Raw genomic sequence first — 24,491 nt, 5'->3', positions numbered from 1 at the left:
TTCCTTGGGCGCTCGCGTCGCGCGGCCGGCTATCGTTCGGCGCGCTGGCGGATCAGGTCGATGTAGGTGTCGCTGTCCAGCGGCGTGCCCAGGCGCTGGGCTTCCCATACCACCCGTCCCAGGCATTCCATGATCTCGTGCGCGGCCTGGTGCGCGTCGCTGCGCGCCACCAGGCGCTGGTACGCGTTGCGGATGCCCGGCGGGTGATCGATGGACAACTGCTCGGCGATGGCCAGGTGCATCGACAGGTGCAGGAACGGATTGGTGCGACCCTTTTCCACCGCGTATTCGGTGGTCATGGCCTCGGGGTTTTCGAGGTCGCCATGGTATTCCGGATGCTCGATGACCCAGTCCAGGGCCATGGCCTCCAGTGGGGTCAGGACCTCGTTGGCGCGGTGCTTGCGCCAGGTTTCGATGAAGAATTCGCGAACCTGGTCGCGGGATGGGTTGAACATTGTCAGACGGGGGCCATGCGGGCTGGAGAGGGCTTTATTTTACCGCCCGCCGGCGCCGCGCCCGCCCGGCGGCCCCAATGCGATATAGAATTGGTTGCTATCCGCTATCCAGTGCGCGTTTCGCCGGGGCCACGCGGCCCGCGGCGCTCACGCCGGCCGATGCGGCGCGCGTGCAGAAAAACCACCCGGAGCAAATGGAGCATTCATGTCCTATCAACATATCAAGGTGCCCGCTGGGGGCCAGAAGATCACGGTCAACGCTGATTTCTCGCTGAACGTGCCCGATCAGCCCATCGTGCCCTATATCGAGGGCGACGGCACGGGCGCGGACATCACCCCCGTGATGATCAAGGTCGTCGATGCCGCGGTGCAAAAGGCCTACGGCGGCAAGCGCAAGATCCACTGGATGGAAGTCTATGCCGGCGAGAAGGCCACCAAGGTCTACGGTCCGGACGTGTGGCTGCCCGACGAGACCCTGGAGGTCGTCAAGGATTACGTGGTGTCGATCAAGGGCCCGCTGACCACCCCGGTCGGCGGCGGCATCCGGTCGCTGAACGTGGCGCTGCGTCAACAGCTGGATCTGTACGTCTGCCTGCGCCCGGTGGCCTATTTCAAGGGCGTGCCCTCGCCGGTGCGCGAGCCCGAAAAGACCAACATGGTGATCTTCCGCGAGAACTCGGAAGACATCTACGCGGGTATCGAATACATGGCCGAGAGCGAGCAGGCCAAGGAACTGATCCAGTTCCTGCAGACCAAGCTCGGGGTCAAGAAGATCCGTTTCCCCAACACCTCGTCCATCGGCATCAAGCCGGTGTCGCGCGAAGGCACCGAGCGCCTGGTGCGCAAGGCGGCGCAATACGTCATCGACAACGACCGTACCTCGCTGACGCTGGTGCACAAGGGCAACATCATGAAGTTCACGGAAGGCGGCTTCCGCGATTGGGGTTATGCGCTATTGCAGAAGGAGTTCGGCGCGCAGCTGATCGACGGCGGGCCGTGGTGCAAATTCAAGAATCCCAAGACGGGCCGCGAGATCATCGTCAAGGACGTCATCGCCGACGCCTTCCTGCAGCAGATCCTGCTGCGTCCGGCGGAATACGACGTGATCGCCACATTGAACCTGAATGGCGACTACATCTCCGATGCGCTGGCCGCGCAAGTTGGCGGCATTGGCATCGCCCCGGGCGCCAACCTGTCGGACTCGGTGGCCATGTTCGAGGCCACTCATGGCACGGCGCCGAAGTACGCGGGCAAGGACTACGTGAATCCGGGTTCGGAAATCCTGTCGGCCGAGATGATGCTGCGCCACATGGGCTGGACCGAGGCCGCCGACCTGATCATCTCCAGCATGGAGAAGTCGATCCTGTCCAAGAAGGTGACGTATGACTTTGCCCGCCTGCTCGAAGGCGCGACGCAGGTGTCATGCTCGGGCTTCGGCCAGGTCATGATTGAAAATATGTAATCGGAATCAGATTGGTCCGTTTTTTTCAAAGAACCGCATTCCGTAAGGTTTGCGGTTTTTTTTGGTGAAATTCTCTGCCGATCTCGGTAATCTGGAACGCCAAGCGGATCGCAATGTTGATGGCGCCCCCGCTGGTGACGCATTGCTGATGATGGCAACGGTGCACAACCTAGTGGCGCATGGGCGCTAGGTAACCGTTTTCGGCGATTTTGCCTACAACCTGCGTGCGCTCCTGGTTGCCTGGTCTTGACATTCGACCATCGCTGCCGCGGGGGCAGGTTTCGGCCGTGCTGGCGGATTACGATTGCGCCGCGCAGATGCACGTGGGGTGGCCCTATGCTTTGCATGACCATGCGCGATCCTATTTTTATTACGACGCGCACGTGGTCATTACTGGGCAAGGTTTCGTCAAGCTGAACCAGATCAGTGATTATTGCTGCGATGCTTTGGGTTTGGCGCTTCCGGGCACCGACATCGGCTCGCGTCCCCCCGTCGCTGGGCGCCGCGGCATTTCGTCGAGCTGGGTCTGAGGCTGCAACGCCAGGGATACGAGCCGGTCTTCATCCTGGCGCCACACGAACGTCCCGATTGGACCTGCCTGACCGACGCGGGCCTGGCCATCCAGCAGTCACCCTCGCTGGCGGATGTTGCCGCGTTCATTCATGAATGTGGTTGGTTCATAGGGAATGAGTCTGGTATTGGGCATCTTGCGTTGTGGGTATCGCAGACACGCAGCAGTTGGGCGTTGCTGGTCGTCTTCGGGTTGGTGTATTTGCTAACCAAGCGTCAGTGGACGCGGCGTACCAAGCTGGTTTTCCTGGGCGGGTTGATGGTGGCGATGGCGATCGTGGCCGCCGTGTCCTGGTACGCGAAGGACAGCCGCTGGCAGAAGGTGGTGTCGGACCTGAACCGTTATGAGCAGCACGACCGGGATACCTCCGTGGGAATTCGCATTCAGCTGTGGAAAGCATCCTGGCTGATGTTCAAGGAAAGTCCCCTGGTTGGCGTGGGGGTGCCCAATTTCCGCGCTGAATTGGTGAAATTGCAGCAGCAAGGCGTGGTTACCGAGGAAGTCGCGGTCGGCTATGGCGAGCCCCATAACGACATGTTGGGCGCGCTGTCGGGTTATGGCCTGCTGGGTCTGCTCAGCATCCTCGCGCTGTACCTGATCCCCGCCGCCATCTTCTGGCGCCGTTCCGCCAGCGACGATCCGGTGGTGCATGTCGGATCGCAGATCGGCCTGCTGTTCTGCCTGGGCTATTTCGTCTTCAGCATGTCGGAAATGATGTTTCGCAACATGCGCAGCGTGCCGATCTATGCGTTGACGGTGGTGGTGTTGTATGCGTTGACGTCGGCTCGCACCGGGCTGGCGCAACAGCGCCTGGCAGCGCGACGCTAGTGGCCCGCGGCCGCTTTTGCGAGCGGCATGGCGTTATGAAAAGCAAGGCCTGCATGGCCTTGCTTTTTTTTTGCGCGCACGTTGCGCGGCAAAAGCTTGAAGGGTTTGACGTAGATCAAGTCGGCTTGGCCTCGTCGGTGAAAACCCTGCCGCTCCCTCGTATTCTGATCGGACGCAAAGATAAATCGTCACATTTCGCCGTCTTTGGTTGCGGGCGCGGAAGGATATCGGGAAAGAGGGGGCCTATGAAGAATTCAAGTTTGCGCAGGGAGCTGCTGTGGTTTGTGCTGGCTATCGGGGTCGCGGTGCTGGCGCTGGGAGGCTGGGATGCCTGGGAGCGGCGGACCGAGATGCTGGATGGGCGCAAGACGGAACTGCGCCACGTGCTGGACCTGGCCGCCGGCATTGTGCGCAACGGCAAGCAGCGCGCCATCGACGAGGGGCTGTCGGCCGAGCAGGCCAAGCGCAATGTGGCGCAGCGGCTGGCGCAACTGCGCTACGGCGCGGACGGCTACGTCGGCGTGTTCGACGATGGCTATGCGCTGCTGGTGCATCCCGATGCCAAGCTTTTGGGGACCAACGTGCGCGCGGTCAAGGATAGCGGCGGATTGCCCATCTTCGAGAATCTGCACGAGCGCGGCAGAGAGGGCGGGGGCTTCGTCGAGTACCGGTTTCCGCGGCCGGGCGCGGAGGAGTCCCTGCCCAAGATCAGCTATGCCGTCTACGACGCGGAATGGCGCTGGCTGATGTTCACCGGGCTGTACGTGGACGACGTCGATGCGGCCTTCAGCGCCACGCTGTGGCGCCAGGGCGGCGTGACGGTGCTGCTGCTGGCGGCGCTGCTGGCGGTGGCGTTGCGATTCTTCCGCTCGCACATCATCGGTCCCTTGGACGAGGCCGTGGCGGTCTGTGAACGGGTGGCGCAAGGGGACCTGTCCAGCGTCATCGCGCGCCACCATCGGGGCGAGATCGGCCGGCTGTTCGGCGCCATGGCAACGATGCAGGAGCGGCTGGAAGTGGCGGTGCGCAGCATCGTGCACGCCACCGGTTCGATCGCGGCGGCTTCGCGCCAAATCGCAGCGGGCAGCATGGACCTGCACGATCGTACCGAGAAGCAGGCAGCCGCGCTGGAGCAGACCGCGGCCAGTGTCGAGCAGATCACCGCCACCGCCAAGCAGAGCGCCGATCACGTGCGTGAAGTGAGTGCGCTGGCGGGCGAGTCGGCGCAACTGGCGCGCCAGGGCAGCGAAGAGACCCAGCATGCGATCGACGCGATGCGCGAGATATCGCGCAGTTCGCAACGGATCGACGAGATCATTCGCCTGATCGACGAGATCGCCTTCCAGACCAATATCCTGGCGCTCAATGCCGCCGTGGAAGCGGCGCGCGCCGGCGAGCAGGGGCGCGGGTTTGCGGTGGTGGCGGGCGAGGTACGGGCGCTGGCGCAGCGTTCGGCCACCGCGGCCAAGGAGATCAAGACGCTGATCGAGGCCTCGTCGGGTTCGGTCCAACGCGGCAGCCAGCGTGTGGAGCAGGCCAGCGCCACTATGGGCAGCGTGCTGCAATCGGCGGCGACCAGCGCGCCGCTGATGGGCGAGATCGCCACCGCGTCGGCCGAGCAGAGTGTCGGCATCGAGCAGATCAATCAGGCGGTGACACACCTGGACGGCGTGACACAGCAGAACGCCGCGCTGGTCGAGGAGTTCGCGGCGTCGGCGTCCACACTGCACGATCAGGCCGACGACCTGGCGCGCGCGGTGGCCGTGTTCAAGCTGTCTGCAGCCTATTAGGTGATCCCTGCACCACGCTCATGGCCCGTTGCAGGCGCGGGGTCAGCTCGCGGCTGGCGCTGGTCATGGGCAGGCGCAGCTCGTCGGCGATCAGGCCTTGCAGCGCCAGCGCGCGCTTGATTGGCGCCGGGTTGGGTTCGGCGAACAGCAGGCGGATCAGGCCGCGCAGGGGCTCGAACAGTTCGCGCGCGGCTTCGGCGTGGCCATCGCGCGCCAGCTGCATGACTTCGACGAAGCGTTCCGGAAACAGGTGCGCGGCCGCGGGAATGGCGCCGAGGCCGCCGGCCAGGAAATGGTCGAGCAGCGCCATGTCCTCGCCGCAGAGCGCCGTCAGGTGGCCGCGCGCGTTAAGTGCCATCAACACCGGGGGATTGCATTCCTTGACGGCGCGGAAGTTGGGCAGCAGCGCCAACGATTCCATGGTTTCGACCGTCATGGTGACGCCGGTCCGCTTGGGGATGTTGTAGAGGATGATGGGGCGCTCGGTGGCCCAGGCGATCTGCCGGTAGTGCCACAGGATGCCCTGTTGCGACGGGCCCAGGTAGTACGGTGGCGGTACCAGATAGCCCGCGGGCGCGTACTTGTCCAGGCGGCGGATGGCGGCTGCCACGCCGCGCGTGTCGACGCCGCCCGCGCCGAACACCAGCGGCAGGGCGTGCGGATCACGGCGGATGGCCTCGATCATCTCGATCTTCTCGGGGATGGAGAGCAGGTTGCCTTCGCCAGTGGAACCGAACAGCACCAGGCCGGCGATGCCCGCGTTGCGGTAGTAGCGCGCCAGCGCCTGGGCGGCTTCGCAATCGACGTAGCCGCCGCGCATCGGCGTGACCATCGGCAGCCAGAGGCCTTCGAAAGCGGGAGTGAGCGGGGTATCCATGGCTTATTGCACCGTGATGGCGGCCGCGGGGCGCAGCGGGCCGAATTCGGCCTGGGGCAGGCCGCACATCACCGCGTGCATCAGGGCGTCGACCTGGTTGCGGTCGCAATGCAGCTGCAGGATGCTCTGGCCATGGGCGTGATCCACCGACAGCACGTATACGCCGATCCGTTCGCCCAGTTCGCGGTGCAGGGCCAGCCGGACCTTCAAGGCGTCCAGCGTGTCGATCCTGACGGTCAGGGAAACCATCTGCGCGGGTTGCGGCGCATGGGCCGGAGCGGGACGTTCAAACGAGGCGTGCGTGCTACGTTCTTGGCGGGGAATCATGGCGGTCGGGGGGGCGCAGCCGTGAGGGCGGGCTCGCGCGTATCCGGTTGGTTGATGACGATTCCACTATAGAAAGCGGGCCGTAAAACCTGCCGATAAATGCGGGCGAGACGCGTAAAAAGCGCGTCAACGCCCGGGCGTTTCAGAAGGTCTTGGTCAGCGACAGCAGGCCGGTGGCGCGGCCCATGTAGCGGCCGCGGCTGTTGGTGTAGACGGCACGGTCGGCGTTGGTGTCGATATAGGCGATCGAGACTGCCAGGCCTTGGCCGAAGTCCTTGGTCAAACCCAGTTTCCAGTCGGTGTAGGCGCCGTCGGTGACGTTGCGGACCGTCTGGCGGCCGACGTGGGCGTTGAGCGTCAGGCCCCAGACCCCGGTGTCGAAATTGCCGCTCAGGTCGAAGTACTGGCTGTACTTGCTGTCGGCGAAGCCGAACAGGTTGGTCATCGCGATCGAGTACTTGAACAGGACCGGGCCGTAGCCCAGGCCGGCATACAGCTCGGTGGTTTCGGGGCTGGTGTAGCCCGACGGGTAGTCGCCGGGGGTAGTAGTACTGCAGCACGCCCAGGTCGAACGGCACGTTCGGCGCCAGGTTGCCCTTGTAGCCGCCGTAGAAGTCCATTTCCACCGGCGCCGAGACCTTGCTGTTGCTGTCGTTGAGCCAGCTGATGCTGGAATTCCAGTTGCCCAGGTACAGGCCGCTGGCGTGCGTGAAATCGAAGCCGCCCTGGATCGCGGGCTGGTTGTTGGTCTGCATCAGGCCGCGGTAGCGGTACTGGCTGGCCAGGGTGACGTTGGCGGTCAGCGAGTACTCGGGGGCCGGCTCACCGGCGGTGGGCGCATCGGCGGCGTGCACGGGGGCGGCAAGGGCGAACAGCGCGAGCGCGGCCAGGGTGTTGCGGGACATGGAATTCTCCTGTGTTGGACGGGTTCGCCACAATAGGAGAAGCGGCATAAACGGCGAGACAAGAGTGGCGCGATCCGCGTAAAGGGCGCGTCAATAGCGCGGTTTGTCGTGCCTGCCCGGGCGCCGCACGGCAGTACCACGCAAGGCAGTACAACGTACGGCAATGCAGCGCAAGGCAGCGCAGCGCAGGGCGATACAACGCAAGACAATACAACGCTGGGCAATACAACGCTGGGTAATACAACGCTGTGCAATGCGACGCTGGCCAATACGACGCCGGTCAATACAACCCATCGCTCCGCCTGACTCAGCGCCTGCGCGCGGCGCGAGACGTCAGCCCGCGAAGCGGTAGCCCACGCCGATCTCGGTCAGCAGGTAGACCGGTTGCGCCGGATCGGCCTCGAGCTTTTGCCGCAGGTGGCCCATGTAGATCCGCAGGTAGTGGTTGCTTTCCACGTGCGACGGGCCCCAGACCTCGCGCAGCAGTTCGCGGTGGGTCATGACCTTGCCACGATGGGCCAGCAGCGCGGCCAGCAGGCGGTATTCCATGGCGGTCAGGTGCACGTGCCGGCCGCCGCGCTCGACCACGCGCTTGGCGAAGTCCACGCGCACCTCGCCGAAGCTGATCTCGGCGGCGCTGCCGGCGCCACCGCGGGCATGGCGCCGCAGCAGCACGCGCAGCCGCGCCAGCAGTTCGCTGACGCCGAACGGCTTGGTCAGGTAGTCGTCGGCGCCAGCGTCCAGCGCCGCTACCTTGTCGGCCTCGGCGGTGCGCGCCGACAGCACCAGCACCGGTACTTCGGTCCAGCCGCGTAGTTCGCGGATCAGGGTCATGCCGTCCTCGTCCGGCAGGCCCAGGTCCAGCACCACGGCGTCGGGTTGGCGGGTGCCGGCCTCGATCAGGCCGCGCTTGACAGTGTCGGCTTCGAACACGGCGCAGCCTTCGCTCTCCAGGGCCTGGCGCACGAAGCGGCGGATATTGGCGTCGTCCTCGATGATCAGGACAGTAGGTTGAAAGTCGAACATGCGGTGGGCTCAGGCGGGCTCGGGTTGGATCGGGGGCGGCGTGCCCAGTGGCAGCGTGAAGACGAATTGCGCGCCGCTGGGCTGGCCTGGCGCGTGTTCGACCCAGATGCGGCCATGGTGCGCGCTGACGATGGCTTCGCACACGGCCAGGCCGAGGCCGACGCCGGGGGTGGCGGATTCGCGTTCGCCGCGGGTGAATTTCTCGAAGATGCGGCGCTCGGCGCCGGGCGCGACGCCGGGGCCGTTGTCGCAGACCGCGACGCGCAGCTCGCCGTCCTGCGCCGCGGCATGCAGGCGGATGACGCTGCCGGCCGGGGTGTACTTGGCGGCATTCTCCAGCAGGTTGCACAGCACCCGCTCGATCAGCACGCCATCGCATTCGACCAGCGGCAACCCGGACAGGCTGTCGACCGTGACCTGATGCGCCGCCAGCGCTTCGCGCATGGCGGCCAGCGAGGCGCCGACCAGTTCCTCGATCGACTGCCACTCCAGCCGCAGCGGCGTGTCGCGGCTCTGCAGCCGCGCCATGTCGAGCAGGTTGGCGACCAGCGCGTGCATGCGCTGTGCCTGGTCGCGCATGGCGCGGATGGTGTCCTGGATGTCGGCCGGCAATGCGTCCTGGCGCCGCATCAGCGTGTCGGTCATGCCGACCAGGCTGGTGAGCGGCGTGCGCAGGTCGTGCGAAACCGCGGCCAGCAGCGAGTTGCGCAGTTTTTCGGATTCCATGCTGACCAGCGCCTGCTGCGCCACTTCGACATAATGCAGGCGCTCCAGGGCGATGGCGATGAGCGTGGCGTAGGCCTCGATCTGGCGGCGCGAGTCGGGCTGCGAGAACAGGCTGCGGCGCGGCGCCGCCAGCGCCAGTACGCCGCGGGTGCGCATCGGCGCCTTCAGCGGCAGGTACAGCAGGTCGCTGTTGGACAGCGTGGCGGTGCCGGCGCCGGCCGGCTGGCCGTGGTCGTAGACCCATTGGGCCAGCGCCGACTCCAGCGGCGGCATGTCGTCGGCGGCGGGCGAGGCCAGCTTGAGGCGGTCGTCCAGGCCCAGGATGTAGAGCGCGCAGCGCGAGCCGAAAGTGGCGTGCACGAAGGCGCCGGCGGACGCGACGATCTGCTCGGGCAGGAGCGCCGACGACAGCTCGCGCGCGAACTCGTACAGGCTGCGCGCATCGGCCTCGCGCTTGACCGAGGCCTGAGCCTGCAAGCGCAGCCCGGCGGTGAGCTGGCCGATCAACAGGCCCACGGCCAGCAGTACGCCGAAGGTCAGCAGGTACTGCACGTCCGACACGGCGAACGAGGCCAGCGGCTGCACGAAGAAGAAGTCGAACAGCCCCACGCTGACGACTGAGGCCAGCGCGGCCGGGCCGCGGCCATGGCGCAGCGCCACCGCCACCACCGCCAGCAGGAACAGCATGACGATGTTGGTCTGGTGCAGCGCCGGGAACGCCAGCGCCGACAGCGCGGTGGCCACTGCGCAATAGCAGAGGGCCCAGGCATAGCCGGCGAGCGCCAGCGGGCCGCGTTCGTCGGCCGCCTGGCGACCGCGGCGGCCGAGCGTCAGCGGATCGCGGCCCGGCACGTTGGCGGCGGGCAGGGGCGGGGCGCCCAGGCGGATGATGTCGATCTCGGGGCAGCCGGCGGCCAGCATGTCGGCGAAGCTGTGACGGCGCCACAGCCAGCCGGGGCTGATGGCCGCCGTCAGCAGGGCCGACAGCGACAGCCGCAGGCGCTGCAGGCCGCTGGCGCGGGTGCGGCCGACGATGGCCTTGGTGATGTTGTGGCGGCGCACGTAGCGCACCACCGCGTCGACCATGTCGCCGCCAGCCAGGGTTTCGCAACGCGCGCCGAGCGAGTCGGCCAGCGCCAGGCTGCGTTGCAGCCGTTCCTGCTCGGCCTGCGGCGGCGGCGCGGCGCGCGGCACGTCGATGGTGACCACGTGCAGGTCGCATTCCAGCTGCTGGCTGAGGCGGTGGGCGCTGCGGATGACGTATTCGGCGTCGGCGTCGGGGCCGATGCAGGCCACCACCGCTTCGCGCGTGCGCCACACCGGCTCGATGGCGCGGTCGCGGCGATAGGCCTGGACGTCGTCGTCGACGTGGTCGGCGGTGCGGCGCAGCGCCAGCTCGCGCAGCGCGATCAGGTTGCCCTTGCGGAAGAAGTTGCGGGTGGCGTGGCGCGCCTGCTCGGGCAGGTAGACCTTGCCTTCCTTCAGGCGGCGCAGCAGTTCGTCGGCCGACAGGTCGACCAGGATGACTTCGTCGGCGGCGTCGAAGACCTCGTCGGGCACGGTTTCCCAGACCCGCACGCCGGTGATGCTGCCGACGGCCTCGTTGAGGCTGTCCAGGTGCTGCACGTTGAGCGTGGTCCAGACGTCGATGCCGGCCGCCAGCAGTTCGTGAATGTCCTGCCAGCGCTTGGCGTGGCGCGAACCGGGCGCGTTGGAGTGGGCCAGTTCGTCGACCAGCACCAGATCGGGATGCGCCCGCAGCGCGCCATCCAGGTCGAATTCCTTGAGCGCGTGGCCGCGGTAGGCGACCTCTTTGAGCGGCAGGACCGCCAGGCCTTCGAGCAGGGCGGCGGTTTCGCGGCGGCCGTGTGTTTCGACGATGCCGGCCAGCACGCGGGCGCCCTGCGCGGCATGGGCTCGGGCGGCCACCAGCATGGCGTAAGTCTTGCCGACGCCGGCGGACGAGCCGAAGTAGACCCGCAACTTGCCGCGCACCGCCTGGCGCGCGGCAGCGTCGAGGTCTTTCAAGAGCGCGTCCGGATCGGGACGCTCGCCAGCATTGTCAGCCATGAACGCGCAGGTGAAGTGGGGGAACGGCTGGCAATACTATACGCCGGCGTGTCATTTCACCGGCGCCAGCTGGTCCAGCGCCAGATTGAGCTTGAGCACGTTGACCACGGGGTCGCCCAGCACGCCCAGCCAGGGCTTGCTGGTGTTGGCCGCGATCAGCGCGTCGACCTTGTCGCGCGGCAGCTGGCGGGCGCGGGCCACGCGCGCGGCCTGGTAGGCCGCGGCGGCGGGACTGATGTGCGGATCCAGGCCGCTGCCCGAGGCAGTGATGAGGTCCACCGGCACCGGGGTGGGGTTGTCGGGGTCGGCCGCCTTGAGGGCGGCGATGCGCGCCTGCACGGCCTCGGCCAGCGCCGGATTGCGCGGGCCCAGGTTCGAGCCGCCGGAGTTGGCGGCGTTGTACGGCATCGGCGAGGTGGCCGACGGCCGGCCCCAGAAGTACTGCGGCGCGCTGAACGACTGGCCGATCCATTCCGAGCCGACCACCTTGTCGCCCTGGCGGATCAGCGAACCCGACGCTTCATGCGGGAACACGGCGGCGGCGATGCCGGTGGTCAGGAAGGGGTAGGCCAGGCCGGTCACCAGCGACAGGGCGGCGAAGACGACCAGCGCGGGGCGCAGGATGCCGCCTTGGCGCGGCAGGGGAAGAGCTTGTTTCATGATGAGTTCCTTTCCAGTGACGGGCGCGGGTCAGACCCAGCCCAGGGCGGCCAGCACCATGTCGACCAGCTTGATGCCGGCGAACGGCACCAGCAGGCCGCCCAGTCCATAGATCAGCAGATTGCGGCGCAGCAGGACCGAGGCGCCCAGCGGGCGATAGCGCACGCCCTTGAGCGCCAGCGGGATCAGCACGATGATGATGAGCGCGTTGAAGATCACGGCCGACAGGATGGCCGAGGCCGGCGTGGCCAGGCCCATGATGTTCAGCACGTTCAACTGCGGGTACACCGTGGCGAACGCCGCCGGGATGATGGCGAAGTACTTGGCCACGTCGTTGGCGATGCTGAAGGTGGTGAGCGCGCCGCGCGTCATCAGCATCTGCTTGCCGATCTCGACGATCTCGATGAGCTTGGTGGGATTGGAATCCAGGTCCACCATGTTGCCCGCTTCCTTGGCGGCCTGGGTGCCCGAATTCATCGCCACCGCAACGTCGGCCTGCGCCAGCGCCGGCGCGTCGTTGGTGCCGTCGCCGGTCATCGCCACCAGGCGGCCTTCGCCCTGGTAGGCGCGGATCAGCTTGAGCTTGGCTTCCGGCGTGGCTTCCGCGAGGAAGTCGTCGACGCCCGCTTCGGCGGCGATGGAGGCGGCGGTGAGCTTGTTGTCGCCGGTGATCATCACCGTCTTGATGCCCATGCGGCGCAGCTCGGCGAAGCGCGACTGGATGTCGGGCTTGACGATGTCCTTGAGCTCGACCACGCCCAGCGCGCGGTTGCCGTCGCTGACCATCAGCGGCGTGCTGCCGCGGCGCGCCACGTCCTCGGCCAGGCGCAGCACCTGTTCGGGCACGATGGCGTCCTGCTCGGCCAGCCAGGCGCGCACCGCATCGACCGCGCCCTTGCGGATCATGCGGTCTTTCAGGTTGACGCCGCTCATGCGGGTCTGGGCGGTGAAGGGCACGTACTCGGCATCGGCGGCGCGCACGGCCGGCGCGTGGATGGCCTTGTCGGCCAGCGCCACGATGCTGCGGCCTTCGGGCGTTTCGTCGGCCAGCGAGGCCAGGCGCGCCGCGTCCGCCAGTTCGCGCGGCGATACGCCGGGCGCGGGCAGGAAGGTCGAGGCCTGGCGGTTGCCGAAGGTGATGGTGCCGGTCTTGTCCAGCAGCAGCACGTCGACATCGCCGGCGGCTTCCACCGCGCGGCCCGAGGTGGCGATGACATTGGCGCCCATCATGCGGCTCATGCCCGCCACGCCGATGGCCGACAGCAGCCCGCCGATGGTGGTGGGGATCAGGCACACCAGCAGCGCCACCAGCACCGTGACGGTGACGGCGCTGCCGCCGCCAGCGGCCGTGACCGAGTAGATCGAGAACGGCATCAGCGTTGCGACCACCAGCAGGAACACCACCGTCAGGCCGACCAGCAGGATCGTCAGCGCCAGTTCGTTGGGGGTCTTCTGGCGCTTGGCGCCTTCTACCATGGCGATCATGCGGTCCAGGAAACTCTCGCCCGGATCGGCGGCGATGCGCACGAAGATCCAGTCGGACAGCACCCGCGTGCCGCCGGTGACGGACGAGAAGTCGCCGCCCGATTCGCGGATGACCGGCGCCGATTCGCCGGTGATGGCGCTTTCATCGACCGACGCGACGCCGGCGATGACCTGGCCGTCGCCCGGGATGGTTTCGCCGGCTTCCACCAGCACCACGTCATTGCGGCGCAGCAGCCCGGAGGCCTGCTTGACGGCCTGGTTGCGCCACTGTGCGGGTTCGGCGCGGGCGGCATCCTCATCGCGGAAACCCTTGAGCAGGCGCGCATCGATGGTGGTGCGCAGGCCGCGCAGGGTAGCGGCCTGCTGCTTGCCGCGGCCCTCGGCCAGCGCTTCGGCGAAGTTGGCGAACAGCACCGTGAACCAGAGCCACACCGAGATCGCGAGGATGAAGCCCGCGGGCGCCTCGGCCTGGCCGCGCAGCGCCATGATCCACAGGATGGTGGTCAGGATGCTGCCCACGTAGACCACGAACATCACGGGGTTCTTCAGTTGCGCGGCGGGCGAGAGCTTGCGCAGGCTGTCCAGCAGCGCGGGGCCGACCAGCGCGCCCGACCACATGCCGAACTTGCGTTCAAGCGGCGCGGCCGACGGCGCGCGGGCGGCGCCGCCGCCGGCGCCTTGGGTTGGCATATCAATCTTGGCCATTTTCTTTCCTAGCCTGTTGCATTCAGGGTTGCAGGTGTTCCGCGACCGGGCCCAGGGCCAGCGCGGGCACATAAGTCAGGGCGCCCACCAGCAGCACCGCGCCGATCAGCAGCACCACGAAGAGGGGACCGGTGGTCGGCATGCTGCCGGGCCCGGCGGGCAGGCGGCGCTTGGCCGCCAGCGAGCCGGCCATCGCCAGCACCGCGACGATGATGGCGAAGCGGCCGAACCACATGGCGATGCCCAGCAGCACGTTGTAGAAGGGCGTGTTGGCGGACAGGCCGGCGAAGGCGCTGCCGTTGTTGTTGGCGGCCGAGGACAGTCCGTACAGGATCTCGGAGAAGCCGTGGATGCCTGGGTTCAGCACGCCGGCCTGGCCGGCCGTCACCGACACCGCCAGCGCGGTGCCGCCGAGCACCAGCAGCGGCGTCGCCAGGATGACGATAGAGACCATCTTCATGTCGTAGGCCTCGATCTTCTTGCCCAGGTACTCGGGGGTGCGGCCGATCATCAGCCCGGCGATGAAGACGCCGAGGATGGCGAACGCCAGCATGCCGTAGAGGCCGGAGCCGACCCCGCCGTAGACCACTTCGCCCAGCTGCATCAGCAGCATTGGCGACAGTCCGCCCATGGCGCTGAGCGAATCGTGCATGCCGTTGACCGCGCCGCAGGAGGCCGCCGTGGTGATGGTGGCGAACAGCGAGGTGGCGGCGATGCCGAAGCGGGTCTCCTTGCCTTCCATGTTGCCGCCCGGCGAGAGCGCGCTCATGGCGCTGTCGACGCCGGTCTGGGCGGTCATCGGATTGGGCTGCTGCTCGAAATAGGCGGTGCTCAAGGCGAACACGGCGAACAGCAGCGTCATGGCCGCCAGAATGGCGATGCCCTGGCGCCGGTTGCCGACCATTTCGCCGAAGCTGAAGCACAGCGCCGCCGGGATTGCCAGGATCGCCAGCATCTCCAGGAAGTTCGACAGGGCCGTCGGGTTTTCATAGGGATGCGCGGAGTTGGCGTTGAAGAAGCCGCCGCCGTTGGTGCCCAGCATCTTGATCGCTTCCTGCGAGGCGACCGGGCCCATGGCCAGCGTCTGCGTCTGGGTGACCGCGGGGTCGGTCACGGGCTGGCCCTTGGCATCGAGCACCGGCTGACCCTGGGCGTCCACGCGCGGTTGGTCATAGTGCAGGGCTTCGACCGTCTGCACGTCCTGGTAGGGGCTGACGTTCTGGATCACGCCCTGGCTCACCAGCGCCAGCGCCAGCACCAGGGACAGGGGCAGCAGCACGTACAACGTGCTGCGCACCATGTCGGCCCAGAAGTTGCCCACCGTCGCCGAGCAATGGCGCGCCAGCCCGCGGATCAGCGCGAACAGCACCGCGATGCCGGTGGCGGCCGAGACGAAGTTCTGCACCGTCAGCGCCAGCATCTGCGTCAGGTAGCTCATCGTCGATTCGCCGCCGTAGCCCTGCCAGTTGGTGTTGGTGACGAAGCTGATGGCGGTGTTGAGCGAGGAATCGGGCGAGACAGCGCCCATGCCGGCCGGGTTCAGCGGCAGCAGGCCCTGCAGGCGTTGCAGCGCGTAGACCGCCACGATGCCCAGGATGTTGAAGGCGAGCACGGCCAGCGCATAGCGCTTCCAGCCCATTTCGGCCTGCGGGTCGATGCCCGCCAGCCGGTAGATGCCACGTTCCAGCGGGCGGCCCCAGGCGGTCAGCCGGGATTGCCCGTTTTCCATGGCGACGCGGATATAGCGCCCGAGAAAGGGCGCGATCGCGAGCAGGACCGCCAGGTACACGACCAGCAGTCCGATGAATTCGGCAGTCATCAGAACTTCTCCGGTTTGAACAGCGCGACCAGCAGGTACACGAACAGCAGCGCGGACGTGATGCCGCTCAGCCAGTAGAGCCAGCTCATGGTTGCTCTCCCGAGGACAAGGCTTCGCAGAACGAGACCAGGGCGTAGGTCAGCCCGGCCATGACGGCGAAGATCGCGATATAGATGGCATCCACGTTTTTCCTCCCGGGAGCGGCGCTCCCTTCGAACGACGGGCCCGGGCGGCAAAAGGGGATGCGGACCGCGCGGGCGAAGTGACCAATCAGGACATCGGCAGGTTACGGAGCGGGGGGTAAAAACGGGGTATAGCTTTGGCGGGGGGGTGTAAACGGAACGTAAAGACGCGCTGTCATCATCCGGTCTACGCATGCGCCGCGATGGCGCGGCGCGGGTGCCCGGAAGCGGGCGGCGCGGCGGGGAGTTGAGGCAGGCTCAAAATCGGGGCCGCCGGCAGCTTCCGGAACGCGGGCTTGGGTGGAAAAAATCCCAATATTTAGAACGGAGACGCCAAAATGCACTACTGTGGTGCATGGAATATGTAAATGAATGCGCCGAATTAGGGCATTCCCCTAGTGTGACATTCCCGCATCTGGTGCAGAATCTCTTCCCATGCAGGTGAGGAGACAAAGCCCTGCATGGGCAATTACCGGCGGCACCGGTACATAAAAAAGTAGCAGTACTCAAGAAAAGCAAAACGCACAACGGCTGGCACCAGGCAGTGCCGGCCGTTGTCGCATAAAAAGCCCGCATTTCATCCAGCCAGGGTTTTCAAGCGCCGCGTTTCGCGATATTCCTCAGGTTTCGCTCACGCCAGCTATGCCGGAATCCCGCGTTTCCCCCGAGCCCATCCCCTCCCGCTATTGGCGCCGCAATGTGCGCCTGATCGTCGTGCTGGCGGTCGTGTGGGCGGCGCTGACATTCATTCCATCCTATTTCGCCCGCGACCTGTCGTTCGACTTCATCGGCTGGCCCTTCTCGTTCTGGATGGCGGCCTATGGCGCGCCTTTGGCCTACCTCGTCATCATCTGCATCTACGCCCGGATCATGAACCGCGCCGACCAACGCGGGGACGAGGCCAAGGAGAGCCGCTGATGCCGTTCGGCGGAGACACCCCGCAGGAATTCCGGATCCGGCTGCGCCGTATCTACGTGCTGTATACGGCCGGCTTCGCACTGATGATTCTGCTGATGGCGCTGGCCGAGATCCTGGGCCTGCCGCGCAACTGGATCGGCTATGTGTTCCTGCTGGTGACCGTGAGCCTGTACGCGGGCATCGGTATTGTCTGCCGCACCTCCGATCAGGTTGAATACTACGTCGCCGGCCGGCGGGTGCCGGCCATCTACAACGGCATGGCGACCGCGGCCGACTGGATGTCGGTGGCCTCGTTCATCGGCGTCGCCGGCACGCTCTACCTGACCGGCTATGGCGGGTTGGCCTACATCATGGGCTGGACGGGCGGCTATGTGCTGGTGGCGATGCTGCTCGCGCCTTATCTGCGCCGTTTCGGCCAATACACCATTCCCGATTTCATGGGCGCGCGCTATGGCGGCAACCTGCCGCGGCTGGCGGGCGTGGCCTGCGCCATCCTCTGTTCGTTCACCTATCTCGTGGCGCAGATCTACGGCGTGGGCATCATCACCACGCGCATGACCGGCATTTCGTTCGAGCTGGGCATCTTCGTGGCGCTGGGCGGCATGCTGGTCTGTTCGTTCCTGGGCGGCATGCGCGCCGTCACCTGGACCCAGGTGGGGCAGTACATCATCCTGGTCATCGCCTACCTGGTGCCGGTGGTGTGGCTGTCGATCAAGCACACCGACATGCCGGTGCCGCAACTGTCGGCCGGCGTGGTGCTGCAGGAGGTGACGGAAAAAGAGGTCTACCTGAAGAACGATCCGGCCGAGATCGAGGTGCGCCGCCTGTGGCAGGAACGGGCCGACGAGATGGCGCAGCGGGTGCGCGACCTGCCGGAATCCTGGGCGCTGGAAAAGGACAAGCTGCGCAGCCGCCTGGCGCAGCTCAACGCCAGTGACGCGCCGATGGTCGAGATCCGCTCGGTCGAGCGCGAACTGGCGGCGTTTCCGCCCACGGTGGAAGAGGCCCGCGTTGCCTGGTCGCAGGCCAAGGCCACCTTCGAGGCGCGCGCGGCCCCGCTGACCCCCCATGCCGAACCGTTCCCGTCCTCCGATCCGGAGGAACGGCGCAACATGCGCATCAATTTCCTGGCGCTGGTGCTGTGCCTGATGCTGGGCACGGCGGGCATGCCGCACATCCTGATGCGGTCGTACACCACCTCGTCGGTGATCGAGGCGCGCCGGTCGGTGTGCTGGTCGCTATTGTTCATCCTGCTGCTGTATTTCATGGCGCCAGCGCTGGCGTTGCTGGTGAAGTACGAGGTCTATACGCAGGTGGTGGGGTCGAATTTCCTCAGCCTGCCGAACTGGGTCCACGCCTGGAGCGCGGTCGACAGCAACCTGCTGGACGTCACCGACATCAACCGCGATGGCGTGGTGCAGCTCAGCGAGATCAGCATTGGCGCGGATGTGGTGGTGCTGGCCATGCCCGAAATCGGCGGGCTGCCCTATGTGATTTCCGGGCTGGTGGCGGCGGGCGGCCTGGCGGCCGCGCTGTCGACCGCCGATGGCCTGCTGCTGACCCTGTCCAATTCGCTGTCGCACGACATGTGGTACCGGATGGTGTCGCCGCGCATGTCGGCGGCGCGGCGGGTGATGGTGTCCAAGATCCTCCTGCTGGTGGTGGCGTTCGGCGCGGCCTGGGTGGCGGCGCGCAAGCCGGCGGATATTCTCTTCATGGTGTCGGCGGCGTTCTCGTTCGCGGCCTCGTCGTTCTTCCCGGCGCTGGTGATGGGCGTGTTCTGGCGCCGCGCCAACAAATGGGGCGCCACGCTCGGCATGGCGGCGGGCCTGCTGGCGACCTTCGCCTACATGACGCACACGCATCCGTGGCTGCGCGAGTGGGTGCTGGGGATCTCGCGGACCCAGCCGGTGGACCTGTGGTGGGGCATCCAGCCGATCGCGGCCGGCGTGTTCGGCGCGCCGGTGGCGTTCCTGACGATCGTCGTGGTGTCGCTGCTGACGCCGCCGCCCGACCGCGCCACGCTGGCGCTGGTGGGCTACCTGCGCCATCCGGGCGCGCCGAAGCCGCCGGCGGAGAACGGCACGGCCTGAGGCGGATGGGGGAAAGGGCGGCCCTGACCAGCAGGAGGGGCGGCCCCGGGCTTGCGCCCGGGACGGCTCAGTGCGACACGGACTTCGAGAAGACGTTCATGACCACCACGCCGGCGATGATCAGGCCGATGCCGATCAGCGCCGGGGTGTCCAGGTGCTGCTTGAAGAACAGCGCGCCCACGATGGAGATCAGCACAATGCCCACGCCCGACCAGATGGCGTAGGCGATGCCGACCGGCACCTCGCGCAGCGTCAGCGACAGGAAGTAGAACGAGATCATGTAGCCGAACACCGTCACCACCGAGGGCGCCAGCCGCGAAAAGCCGTCGGAGCTTTTCAGGGCGCTGGTGGCGAAGATCTCGGCGACGATGGCGATGCCCAGGTAGAGCCACTTCATTTGCGCGGCCCCTCGGATTGGCGCAGCAGCACCAGCAGGGCGCCGGCTCCGCCTTCGCGCTCGGGCGCCTCGGAGAATGCCAGCACCTCGTTCTTCTGCACCAGCCAGGTGCGGGCCTTGTCTTTCAGCACCGGTTCCAGGCCCTGCGAGCCATAGCCCTTGCCATGCACGATGCGCACGCAGCGGATGCCGTGTTCCTGGCACTCGTCCAGGAACGACAGCATGGCGTGGCGCGCCTGCTCCACGCGCAGGCCGTGCAGGTCGAGCTCGGCGCCCGCCCGCCACTGGCCGCGGCGCAGGTTGCGCGCCGTATCGGGCGCGGCGTCGCCGCGCACGAAGGCGGTGCCGCCTTCGGATAGCAGGTGCGTGATTTCGCCACCGTCCGAGACGCCGGCATCGGCGCGCGTGGCGGTCTCGCCCAAGGCGTTGGCGCGGCGCAGGGCCGGGGCCGGCTGCGGCACAGGCTTGTGCTCGGCGCGCGCGACCTGCCTGATCGGCTTGACCGTCTGCATGCTGCGCCGGAACGCGGCCATGTCGTCGGCCGGATCGGTGTCCGCGCCGGGCGCCGGCGCGGTTTTCTTCAGCGCCGCCACGCGCTGGGCGAGGGCGGCGCGTTCCTGCTCGGCCTGCAGGTCTTTCTTGAGGCGTTTCAGGTCGGCCGCGCCGACCTTATTGCCCCGCATTCTCCAGCCACCGTTGTGCGTCCAGGGCGGCCATGCAGCCCGTGCCGGCGCTGGTGATGGCCTGGCGATAGACGTGGTCCTGCACGTCGCCGGCGGCGAACACGCCCGGGACCGAGGTCATGGTGGCCATGCCGGACAGGCCGCTCTTGGTGACGATGTAGCCGTCCTTCATGTCGAGCTGACCCTGGAAGATCTCGGTGTTGGGCTGGTGGCCGATGGCGATGAAGGCGCCGGTGGCCTTCAGGTCTTCGGTGGCGCCGGTGTCGACGTGGCGCACGCGCACGCCAGTGACGCCGCTGTCGTCGCCCAGCACTTCTTCCAGCGTATGGAACAGCTTCAGTTCCATGTTGCCGTTTTCGACCTTGCTCATCAGCTTGTCGACCAGGATCGGCTCGGCGCGGAACTTGTCGCGGCGGTGGATCAGGGTGACCTTGCGGCAGATGTTGGACAGGTACAGGGCTTCCTCGACGGCGGTGTTGCCGCCGCCGACCACGACCACGTCCTGGTTGCGGTAGAAGAAGCCGTCGCAGGTGGCGCAGCCGGACACGCCGCGGCCCATGAAGGCCTCTTCGGACGGCAGGCCCAGGTACTTGGCCGAGGCGCCGGTGGCGATGATCAGGGCGTCGCAGGTGTAGACCTTGCCGGTGTCGCCGGTCAGGGTGAACGGGCGCTTGGACAGGTCGACCTTGGCGATGTGGTCGAACAGCATTTCGGTGTTGAAGCGCTCGGCGTGCTTCTGGAAGCGCTGCATCAGGTCCGGACCCTGCACGCCGTCGGCGTCGGCCGGCCAGTTGTCGACGTCCGTGGTGGTCATCAGCTGGCCGCCTTGGGCCAAACCTGTAACAAGGACGGGGCTCAGATTGGCGCGTGCCGCATAGACGGCCGCCGTGTAACCGGCGGGGCCGGATCCGAGTATCAAAACTTTAGCGTGCGTAGGCGTGGACATGGGCGGGTATCTTTAGGTTAACGCCCAATTATAATGAGCCGCATGCCGCGTATCTCGACTGCTTCTCCGCGCGCTTCGCGCAACACCCGCAACGGGCCCTCGCCACTGCAGACGCGTATCTCCGCGTTGCTGCGCGAAGCCCGCTGGATCCTCTTCGCCGCCCTGGCGGCCTGGCTCACCCTGGTGCTGGCCACCTGGAGCGCCGCCGACCCGGGCTGGTCGCATTCCGTCCCCGCCGGCGTCATCCACAACAAGGGCGGGACCCTGGGCGCCTACCTGGCGGACATCCTGCTGTACCTGTTCGGTTTCTCCGCCTGGTGGTGGGTGATCCTGCTGCTGCACCGCGTGCGGGCGGGTTACCGCCGCCTTGCCAGCCATCTTCGTGTTACCAATGGTAAGCAGCCTGAGGTGTTGCCTCGGGTCCACTGGGAAGAGGGCATCGGTTTCTTCCTGCTGCTGGTCGGCTCGCTGGGCATGGAAGCCCTGCGCCTGGCCAGCCGCGGTACCCACCTGCCGGGCGCCTCGGAAAGCGCCAGCGGCGCTGGCGGCGTCATCGGCCACACCCTGGCCGACCTGATGGGCCGCAGCATCGGCTTCACCGGCAGCACCCTGGCCTTTTTGGTGATGCTGGCGATCGGCCTGAGCCTGTTCTTCTCGTTCTCGTGGCTGACCGTGGCAGAGCGCGTCGGCAGCTGGATCGAAGGCCTGGTGCGCCGGGTGCGCAATTCCTACGCCGCGCGCGAAGACCGCAAGGTCGGCGAAGTGGCCAAGGCCGTGCGCACCGAGCAGGTGGTGGCCAAGCAGGAAAAACTGGTGCATGAACAGCCGGTGCGTATCGAGCCGGCGATCACCGTGGTGCCCAAGTCCGAGCGCGTCGAGAAGGAAAAGCAGCAGTCGCTGTTCTTCGCGCCGCCGCCGGGCGGCGAGGGCGACCTGCCGGCCATCAGCCTGCTGGATCCGCCGCTGGCCAACCAGGAAACCGTGTCGGCCGAGACCATCGAGTTCACTTCGCGACTGATCGAAAAGAAGCTGGCCGACTTCGGCGTGTCCGTCACCGTGGTGGCGGCGCAGGCCGGTCCGGTCATCACGCGTTATGAAATCGAGCCGGCCACCGGCGTCAAGGGCAGCCAGATCGTCAATCTGGCCAAGGACCTGGCGCGCGCGCTCAGCCTGGTCAGCATCCGGGTGGTGGAAACCATTCCCGGCAAGAACCTGATGGGCCTGGAATTGCCCAACCCGCGGCGCCAGGTGGTCAAGCTGTCCGAGATCCTGGGCTCGCAGACCTACCACGCCAGCCATTCTGTGGTGACCATGGCGCTGGGCAAGGACATTGCCGGCAATCCGGTGGTGGCCGACCTGGCCAAGATGCCGCACCTGCTGGTGGCGGGCACCACCGGGTCGGGCAAGTCGGTCGGGATCAACGCCATGATCCTGTCGCTACTGTACAAGGCCGACGCCTCGCACACGCGCCTGATCCTGATCGATCCGAAGATGCTCGAAATGAGCGTCTACGAAGGCATTCCGCACCTGCTGGCGCCGGTGGTCACGGACATGCGCCATGCCGCCAACGCGCTGAACTGGTGCGTGGGCGAGATGGAAAAGCGCTACCGCCTGATGAGCAAGATGGGCGTGCGCAACCTGGCCGGCTACAACACCAAGATCCGCGACGCCATCAAGCGCGAGGAGCCGATCCCGAACCCGTTCTCGCTGACGCCCGACCAGCCCGAGCCGCTGTCGCCGCTGCCCACCATCGTGGTGGTCATCGACGAGCTGGCCGACCTGATGATGGTGGTCGGCAAGAAGATCGAAGAACTGATCGCCCGCCTGGCGCAGAAGGCGCGCGCGGCCGGCATCCACCTGATCCTGGCGACGCAGCGTCCCAGCGTGGATGTCATCACAGGCCTGATCAAGGCCAACATTCCGACCCGCATCGCGTTCCAGGTGTCGTCCAAGATCGACTCGCGCACCATTCTCGACCAGATGGGCGCGGAGACCCTGCTGGGCCAGGGCGACATGCTCTACATGCCCCCGGGCACCGGTCTGCCGGTGCGTGTGCACGGCGCCTTCGTCAGCGACGACGAAGTGCACCGCGTGGTCGAAAGCCTGAAGGCGCAGGGCGAGCCGAATTATGTCGAGGGCCTGCTGGAAGGCGGGCTGGACGGTGACGGCGGCGAAGGCGCCAGCAGCGTCACCGGCATCGGCGGCGACGCCGAGTCGGACCCGATGTACGACCAGGCCTGCGAGGTGGTGCTCAAGCATCGCCGCGCCTCGATCTCGCTGGTGCAGCGCCATCTGCGCATTGGTTACAACCGTGCGGCGCGGTTACTGGAACAGATGGAGCAATCGGGTATCGTGTCGGCGATGCAGTCCAATGGCAACCGGGAGATCCTGGTGCCCGCCGCCGCTCGAGAGGAAGCATGATGAAGACGTTTCGTGGCCTGGCCGCCGGCCTGGCCCTGTGCATGGCCCCGGCGTTGGCGCCGACCGCGGCCGTGGCCGCCACGGCGCAGGAGCAGTTGCGCGCGTTCGTGAGCACGGTGACGGCGGCGACTGGCTCTTTTTCGCAGTACACCGTCAGCACGCAGGGGCGCACGCAGCCTGCGCAGACGGGGGTGTTCTCGTTCCAGCGGCCGGGCAAGTTCAAGTGGTCGGTGCAGAAGCCCTATGAGCAATTGGTGATTTCCGACGGCAAACAGGTGTTCCAGTTCGATCCGGATCTGGCGCAGGTGACCGAGCGCAAGGTGGATGCGGCCATCGGGACGTCGCCGGCGGCGATTCTGTTCGGGTCGGGGTCGTTGGAGCAGTCGTTCGATGTGTCGGCGTTGCCGTCCAAGGATGGCATCGATTGGCTGCGGGCGAAGCCGCGCACGGCGGATGCGGGGTTTTCGCGCGTCGATATCGGGATGAAGGACAATCTGCCGGTGCGGGTGGAGCTGCTGGATTCGTTCGGGCAGACGACGCGGGTGGATCTTTCCGGGATCGTTCCCAATCCCAGGCTTGGCGATGGGGAGTTTCGGTTTGTGGCGCCTAAGGGCGTGGATGTCGTCAAGATGTAGGGAGTCCGGCGGCGTCAGTGCTGAGTTGCTGTTGGGTTCTTGATTATTTCTTTGTTGGTCGGTGCGGTGCTTGCTTCGTAGGCCGCCCGTCACGGGGCGCGCAGGCGGTGAGCGCGCCAACGATTGCGGTCCGGAGCGTTCGCTCCGGACTTCCCCATCCTCATCCTCGTTGCCGCCTGCGGCGGCTGCCTTCGGATTCCGTCGGGCGCATCGACGGCGCGCTCACCGCCTGCGCGCCCCGCGCCGGGCTACCGGTTTCGAGAAATGTGGCGCTGCTGGACCTTGGGGGCATGGGAGAGGTTTGCGTTGCCCGCAAAAAAAGGCCGCGCGGTGAACTGACCCCAAGAAGTTGGACGGTAAAAAGCTAAGGTCCGAAGGCCTGGGTCCGGTACTGAACCGGGCTCAGGCCTTTTAGCTTGAGCTTGATGCGGTGGTGATTGTAGTAGTGGATGTATTGGCGGATGCCGGCCTGTAGTTGCTCGATGCTCTCGAAGCGGTTCAGGTGGAAGA

21 protein-coding genes and 2 pseudogenes are annotated in these 24,491 nt (G+C 66.7%); 8 read left to right on the top strand and 15 right to left on the bottom strand.

The genetic code is table 11. From position 1 onward, the window contains the following. Positions 1-29: 29 nt before the first annotated feature. Positions 30-455 (bottom strand): DUF1841 family protein, encoded by a 426-nt coding sequence (locus HV742_RS06675; RefSeq protein WP_049071755.1) that lies wholly within the window; start codon positions 453-455, stop codon positions 30-32. 205 nt (positions 456-660) lie between these two features. Here HV742_RS06675 and icd point away from each other — a divergent pair, with 205 nt between their 5' ends. From icd to HV742_RS06660, 3 genes and pseudogenes are all read left to right on the top strand, one after another. After that, positions 661-1,917 (top strand): NADP-dependent isocitrate dehydrogenase, encoded by a 1,257-nt coding sequence (icd, locus tag HV742_RS06670; RefSeq protein WP_049071757.1) that lies wholly within the window; start codon positions 661-663, stop codon positions 1,915-1,917. 287 nt (positions 1,918-2,204) lie between these two features. Then, positions 2,205-2,447, top strand: a complete 243-nt coding sequence (locus HV742_RS06665) for a hypothetical protein (protein ID WP_175144728.1) — start codon at positions 2,205-2,207, stop codon at positions 2,445-2,447. Positions 2,448-2,626: 179 nt separating this feature from the next. Then, positions 2,627-3,316, top strand: a pseudogene (locus HV742_RS06660) (O-antigen ligase family protein); the annotation flags it as partial. On the opposite strand, the gene HV742_RS32440 reads toward HV742_RS06660, so the two are convergent. Then, positions 3,313-3,435, bottom strand: coding sequence for a hypothetical protein (locus HV742_RS32440; RefSeq protein ID WP_302478776.1), 123 nt, complete (start codon positions 3,433-3,435; stop codon positions 3,313-3,315). The pseudogene HV742_RS06660 and the gene HV742_RS32440 sit on opposite strands and share 4 nt — an antisense overlap. A gap of 126 nt (positions 3,436-3,561) precedes the next feature. Here HV742_RS32440 and HV742_RS06655 point away from each other — a divergent pair, with 126 nt between their 5' ends. Then, complete coding sequence (locus HV742_RS06655; protein WP_175144726.1) at positions 3,562-5,106, top strand: methyl-accepting chemotaxis protein; 1,545 nt, start codon at positions 3,562-3,564, stop codon at positions 5,104-5,106. On the opposite strand, the gene dapA is transcribed toward HV742_RS06655, so the two are convergent. From dapA to kdpF, 9 genes and pseudogenes are all read right to left on the bottom strand, one after another. After that, complete coding sequence (dapA, locus tag HV742_RS06650) at positions 5,084-5,983, bottom strand: 4-hydroxy-tetrahydrodipicolinate synthase (protein ID WP_175144725.1); 900 nt, start codon at positions 5,981-5,983, stop codon at positions 5,084-5,086. The two genes, HV742_RS06655 and dapA, sit on opposite strands and share 23 nt — an antisense overlap. A 3-nt stretch (positions 5,984-5,986) precedes the next feature. Then, complete coding sequence (locus HV742_RS06645) at positions 5,987-6,232, bottom strand: hypothetical protein (protein WP_054419965.1); 246 nt, start codon at positions 6,230-6,232, stop codon at positions 5,987-5,989. Positions 6,233-6,452: 220 nt separating this feature from the next. Further along, positions 6,453-7,215: pseudogene (locus tag HV742_RS06640) on the bottom strand (TorF family putative porin). Positions 7,216-7,548: 333 nt separating this feature from the next. Continuing rightward, the gene (kdpE, locus tag HV742_RS06635) at positions 7,549-8,241 is read right to left on the bottom strand and encodes a two-component system response regulator KdpE (RefSeq protein ID WP_175144724.1); all 693 of its coding nucleotides are present in this window, start codon (positions 8,239-8,241) and stop codon (positions 7,549-7,551) included. A gap of 9 nt (positions 8,242-8,250) precedes the next feature. Beyond that, positions 8,251-11,037 (bottom strand): DUF4118 domain-containing protein, encoded by a 2,787-nt coding sequence (locus HV742_RS06630; RefSeq protein ID WP_175144723.1) that lies wholly within the window; start codon positions 11,035-11,037, stop codon positions 8,251-8,253. Positions 11,038-11,088: 51 nt separating this feature from the next. After that, positions 11,089-11,697, bottom strand: a complete 609-nt coding sequence (gene kdpC / locus HV742_RS06625) for a potassium-transporting ATPase subunit KdpC (RefSeq protein WP_049071772.1) — start codon at positions 11,695-11,697, stop codon at positions 11,089-11,091. A 30-nt stretch (positions 11,698-11,727) separates the two neighbouring features. Next, the gene (kdpB, locus tag HV742_RS06620) at positions 11,728-13,887 is read right to left on the bottom strand and encodes a potassium-transporting ATPase subunit KdpB (protein ID WP_068981334.1); all 2,160 of its coding nucleotides are present in this window, start codon (positions 13,885-13,887) and stop codon (positions 11,728-11,730) included. Positions 13,888-13,909: 22 nt separating this feature from the next. Continuing rightward, positions 13,910-15,706 (bottom strand): potassium-transporting ATPase subunit KdpA, encoded by a 1,797-nt coding sequence (gene kdpA / locus HV742_RS06615; RefSeq protein ID WP_175144722.1) that lies wholly within the window; start codon positions 15,704-15,706, stop codon positions 13,910-13,912. Beyond that, positions 15,706-15,795 (bottom strand): K(+)-transporting ATPase subunit F, encoded by a 90-nt coding sequence (gene kdpF, locus HV742_RS06610; protein ID WP_035360036.1) that lies wholly within the window; start codon positions 15,793-15,795, stop codon positions 15,706-15,708. Before kdpF ends, kdpA begins: the two co-directional genes overlap by 1 nt. Before the next feature lie 735 nt (positions 15,796-16,530). Here kdpF and HV742_RS06605 point away from each other — a divergent pair. Together HV742_RS06605 and HV742_RS06600 are read left to right on the top strand one after the other, a co-directional pair. Further along, positions 16,531-16,806 carry a DUF4212 domain-containing protein gene (locus tag HV742_RS06605; RefSeq protein WP_049071777.1) on the top strand — a complete coding sequence of 92 codons (276 nt, stop codon included), beginning with the start codon at positions 16,531-16,533 and terminating at the stop codon, positions 16,804-16,806. Beyond that, positions 16,806-18,899, top strand: a complete 2,094-nt coding sequence (locus HV742_RS06600) for a sodium:solute symporter family protein (protein WP_175144721.1) — start codon at positions 16,806-16,808, stop codon at positions 18,897-18,899. Before HV742_RS06605 ends, HV742_RS06600 begins: the two co-directional genes overlap by 1 nt. Before the next feature lie 67 nt (positions 18,900-18,966). On the opposite strand, the gene HV742_RS06595 is transcribed toward HV742_RS06600, so the two are convergent. Genes HV742_RS06595 through trxB form a run of 3 tightly spaced genes read right to left on the bottom strand, consistent with a single transcriptional unit; the run spans position 18,967 to position 20,925 of the window. Continuing rightward, positions 18,967-19,296, bottom strand: a complete 330-nt coding sequence (locus tag HV742_RS06595) for a DMT family transporter (protein WP_049071779.1) — start codon at positions 19,294-19,296, stop codon at positions 18,967-18,969. Beyond that, a complete protein-coding gene (locus HV742_RS06590) occupies positions 19,293-19,979 on the bottom strand; it encodes a Smr/MutS family protein (protein WP_049071782.1) in 687 nt (228 codons plus the stop codon). The genes HV742_RS06595 and HV742_RS06590 overlap by 4 nt, the downstream gene beginning before the upstream one ends. Beyond that, positions 19,966-20,925 carry a thioredoxin-disulfide reductase gene (gene trxB / locus HV742_RS06585; RefSeq protein ID WP_049071784.1) on the bottom strand — a complete coding sequence of 320 codons (960 nt, stop codon included), beginning with the start codon at positions 20,923-20,925 and terminating at the stop codon, positions 19,966-19,968. The genes HV742_RS06590 and trxB overlap by 14 nt, the downstream gene beginning before the upstream one ends. Before the next feature lie 42 nt (positions 20,926-20,967). Between trxB and HV742_RS06580 the strand changes: the two genes are divergently transcribed. Both HV742_RS06580 and lolA read left to right on the top strand, forming a co-directional pair. After that, positions 20,968-23,346, top strand: coding sequence for a DNA translocase FtsK (locus tag HV742_RS06580; protein WP_104010435.1), 2,379 nt, complete (start codon positions 20,968-20,970; stop codon positions 23,344-23,346). Then, on the top strand, positions 23,346-23,981 hold the full coding sequence (gene lolA, locus HV742_RS06575; protein ID WP_054417532.1) for an outer membrane lipoprotein chaperone LolA: 636 nt from the start codon (positions 23,346-23,348) through the stop codon (positions 23,979-23,981). Before HV742_RS06580 ends, lolA begins: the two co-directional genes overlap by 1 nt. A gap of 364 nt (positions 23,982-24,345) precedes the next feature. Here lolA and HV742_RS06570 read toward each other — a convergent pair. Continuing rightward, on the bottom strand, positions 24,346-24,491 hold a 146-nt coding region (locus HV742_RS06570; protein WP_175144720.1), incomplete at its 5' end, for an IS3 family transposase.

It is taken from the genome of Achromobacter ruhlandii, assembly GCF_902859695.1.
Taxonomy (GTDB): Bacteria; Pseudomonadota; Gammaproteobacteria; order Burkholderiales; family Burkholderiaceae_B; genus Achromobacter; species Achromobacter ruhlandii.
This window is presented reverse-complemented; position numbering and strand designations above follow the sequence as displayed.

Bases quoted from the DNA above. Each gene is read 5' to 3' on its own strand.
- kdpA (WP_175144722.1), bottom strand. From the start codon at position 15,706: ATGACTGCCGAATTCATCGGACTGCTGGTCGTGTACCTGGCGGTCCTG.
- kdpC (WP_049071772.1), bottom strand. From the start codon at position 11,697: ATGAAACAAGCTCTTCCCCTGCCGCGCCAAGGCGGCATCCTGCGCCCC.
- HV742_RS06595 (WP_049071779.1), bottom strand. From the start codon at position 19,296: ATGAAGTGGCTCTACCTGGGCATCGCCATCGTCGCCGAGATCTTCGCC.
- icd (WP_049071757.1), top strand. From the start codon at position 661: ATGTCCTATCAACATATCAAGGTGCCCGCTGGGGGCCAGAAGATCACG.
- HV742_RS06675 (WP_049071755.1), bottom strand. From the start codon at position 455: ATGTTCAACCCATCCCGCGACCAGGTTCGCGAATTCTTCATCGAAACC.
- trxB (WP_049071784.1), bottom strand. From the start codon at position 20,925: ATGTCCACGCCTACGCACGCTAAAGTTTTGATACTCGGATCCGGCCCC.
- HV742_RS06630 (WP_175144723.1), bottom strand. From the start codon at position 11,037: ATGGCTGACAATGCTGGCGAGCGTCCCGATCCGGACGCGCTCTTGAAA.
- HV742_RS06655 (WP_175144726.1), top strand. From the start codon at position 3,562: ATGAAGAATTCAAGTTTGCGCAGGGAGCTGCTGTGGTTTGTGCTGGCT.
- kdpF (WP_035360036.1), bottom strand. From the start codon at position 15,795: ATGAGCTGGCTCTACTGGCTGAGCGGCATCACGTCCGCGCTGCTGTTC.
- HV742_RS06605 (WP_049071777.1), top strand. From the start codon at position 16,531: ATGCCGGAATCCCGCGTTTCCCCCGAGCCCATCCCCTCCCGCTATTGG.
- lolA (WP_054417532.1), top strand. From the start codon at position 23,346: ATGAAGACGTTTCGTGGCCTGGCCGCCGGCCTGGCCCTGTGCATGGCC.
- dapA (WP_175144725.1), bottom strand. From the start codon at position 5,983: ATGGATACCCCGCTCACTCCCGCTTTCGAAGGCCTCTGGCTGCCGATG.
- kdpB (WP_068981334.1), bottom strand. From the start codon at position 13,887: ATGGCCAAGATTGATATGCCAACCCAAGGCGCCGGCGGCGGCGCCGCC.
- kdpE (WP_175144724.1), bottom strand. From the start codon at position 8,241: ATGTTCGACTTTCAACCTACTGTCCTGATCATCGAGGACGACGCCAAT.
- HV742_RS06600 (WP_175144721.1), top strand. From the start codon at position 16,806: ATGCCGTTCGGCGGAGACACCCCGCAGGAATTCCGGATCCGGCTGCGC.
- HV742_RS06590 (WP_049071782.1), bottom strand. From the start codon at position 19,979: ATGCGGGGCAATAAGGTCGGCGCGGCCGACCTGAAACGCCTCAAGAAA.
- HV742_RS06645 (WP_054419965.1), bottom strand. From the start codon at position 6,232: ATGGTTTCCCTGACCGTCAGGATCGACACGCTGGACGCCTTGAAGGTC.
- HV742_RS06580 (WP_104010435.1), top strand. From the start codon at position 20,968: ATGCCGCGTATCTCGACTGCTTCTCCGCGCGCTTCGCGCAACACCCGC.